This is a genomic window from Pseudomonas sp. Je.1.5.c (assembly GCF_051129895.1).
GTDB lineage: Bacteria > Pseudomonadota > Gammaproteobacteria > Pseudomonadales > Pseudomonadaceae > Aquipseudomonas > Aquipseudomonas urmiensis.
The window spans coordinates 1-241 of the sequence record NZ_JBCPSP010000130.1; the positions used below are offsets into that span (position 1 = coordinate 1).

Consider the following 241-nt stretch of genomic DNA (forward strand, 5'->3'; position numbering starts at 1 on the left):
GGTGGGTGAGGCGGGCCAGTTGGCCGGCTTCGTAGGCGTACTCGGTGACTTGGCCGAGGGCGTCGGTGTAGCGGATCAGCTGGCCGCAGGGGTCGTAGTGCCAGTGGCGGGTGTGGCCGGAGCAGTCGGTGTACTGGCTGAGCAGGCCGTCGGCGGTGTAGGCGAGGGTTTTTTCGTTGCCATTGGCATCGACTACGGCGATGGGCAGGTTGTCGCTGTTGTAGCGGTACTGGGTGGTGTT

The 241-nt window shown here is 65.1% G+C and carries 1 protein-coding gene; it reads right to left on the reverse strand.

Annotated features, from left to right (window positions below; genetic code table 11):
* A partial coding sequence (locus AAZU54_RS27450) for a hypothetical protein (RefSeq protein WP_434727917.1) occupies window positions 1-241 on the reverse strand: 241 nt, incomplete at both ends.